This is a genomic window from Pseudomonas sp. EA_65y_Pfl1_P113 (assembly GCF_963970525.1).
Taxonomy (GTDB): domain Bacteria; phylum Pseudomonadota; class Gammaproteobacteria; order Pseudomonadales; family Pseudomonadaceae; genus Aquipseudomonas; species Aquipseudomonas tritici.
Genome location: NZ_CAXAQM010000343.1, coordinates 1 through 530, shown reverse-complemented (window position 1 = coordinate 530; position 530 = coordinate 1). Strand labels below are relative to the sequence as shown.

1 protein-coding gene is annotated in these 530 nt (G+C 61.7%); it reads right to left on the bottom strand.

Features of this window, described 5'->3' with window-relative positions:
- Nucleotides 1-359, bottom strand: a 359-nt coding sequence (locus AACY52_RS29955; RefSeq protein ID WP_339561325.1) for a hypothetical protein, incomplete at its 3' end; no start/stop codon positions are given.
- Nucleotides 360-530 lie beyond the last annotated feature (171 nt).

Genomic DNA, 530 nt, shown 5'->3' with positions numbered 1-530 from the left:
ACCGGAAGACCCGGGTTTTCGGTCTTGGCCTTCCGGAGCAGAGGCAGAATGTGTTTTCGATCCGACGCAACCAGAACCGTGACGACGATGGCGTTCGCGTCCTGCGCCAGCGCCGTGAGCGGCCCCTGGTTGCTCATCCAGGCCTCGGCGATGTCTCTGCTGGTACGTATCCAGCCGAGATAGGCGACGATGTCGTCGTCGAGCCCGGCGACGAGATGAGATTGCGCCTCGAGCTGATGGCGCAACGTCACCGCCATCTGCCGGAATTCGAACGCATCGAAGGGCGGGAATCTCGATACGAAATCGCAGATCAGGCCGAACGATACGGGCGAAGCAGGGAAGGCCGCGACTTGGAGCACGGGGGACTGGAGCTAAGGACGGTAGGTCAGGCGAACGAAGGCGGTGTGAATCAGGAGATCCTCGCTGCGGCTGAGGCCCCCGAAATCGAAGCTCGAACGCGCATTCCACCATTGATCCAGCTTGTAGCCGACGACGAGCTGGCCATTGGGGATGAACTGCCAGGCAAAGCC